At 69.6% G+C, this 1,094-nt stretch carries 1 protein-coding gene and 1 pseudogene; both read left to right on the plus strand.

What is annotated here, in order from left to right; translation table 11 throughout:
* Nucleotides 1-455 (plus strand): annotated as a pseudogene (locus EOW65_RS20070) (hypothetical protein); the annotation flags it as partial.
* The coding region (locus EOW65_RS19825; protein ID WP_164880182.1) for a head maturation protease, ClpP-related at nt 452-1,094 on the plus strand (643 nt) is incomplete at its 3' end. The pseudogene EOW65_RS20070 and the gene EOW65_RS19825, both read left to right, overlap by 4 nt.

The following is a 1,094-nucleotide window of genomic DNA, read 5'->3' on the forward strand; positions in this document are numbered from 1 at the left end:
AGGCGCTGACCAACGACTTCTCGAACGTCAACTTCTCCTCGGCCCGGATGGGGCGGATGGAGATGGACCGCAACGTGTCGTCCTGGCAGTGGCTGATGATGGTGCCGCAGATGATGCAGCCGATCGGGCGGTGGATCGTCGACGGCTGGCGGCTGATGTCCGGGGCGCGGTCGGCGGCCGTGGCGCTCGACTGGGTGCCGCCGCCGCGGGTGATCGTCGATCCGACGCGCGAGATCCTTGCCATGGCAGACCAGGTGCGGGCGGGTTTCGTGAGCCGGTCCGAGATTATCCGCCGCCTCGGCTATGATCCCGAGCGCGTGCTCGAGGAGATCATCGCAGAGCGTGGGGTGGATCGGACGGCCGGTCTGGTCTTCGACAGCGATGCCGGGGCGCAGACGCCCCTTCGCGCCTATCCGGCCGATAGCGCGGGTCAATCAGCAAAGGAGCAGGGATGAACGAGATCCGACTTTACGGCAGCTGCGGCAACGCCTGGTGGGACGAGGAGTTTTTCACCGCCGCACAGGTGCGCGAGCAGCTTGCCGCGATGAGCGGCCCGGTGACGGTGCGGATCAACTCGGGCGGCGGGATCGCCGCCGAGGGGCAGGCGATCTACACGATGCTCGTCGACTATCCCGGTGAGGTGCACGTGGTGATCGACGCCGTGGCGATGTCCTCGGCCAGCCTGATCGCGATGGCGGGCGACACGATCACGATGCGCCTTGGCAGCTACATGCTGGTGCACGACCCGGCGAGCCCCTGTGCCGAGGGCCGGGGCACCGAGGCCGATCATGTGCGCGCCGCGCAGGCGCTGCGGGTGATCGCGGACGCCTATGCGGCGGTCTACGCGAAGCGCGCCGGGATCGGCGCCGAGGAGGCGCGCCGGATCATGCGCGACGAGACGGTGATGGATGGGCCGACCGCGCTGGCGCTCGGCTTCGCGACGGCCATCGACGACAGCGCCCCGGCCGAGCCGGTCGCGCGCTTCGACTACCGGATCTACGCCCACGCGCCGCAAGCGCTGCGCGAGGCGTCGAAGAGCCTGGGCGAAGCGCCCGGGCAGACGGCCATGATGGCCATGATGTCGGGCATGGCCC

The organism is Paenirhodobacter ferrireducens (genome assembly GCF_004022265.1).
Taxonomy (GTDB): domain Bacteria; phylum Pseudomonadota; class Alphaproteobacteria; order Rhodobacterales; family Rhodobacteraceae; genus Rhodobacter; species Rhodobacter ferrireducens.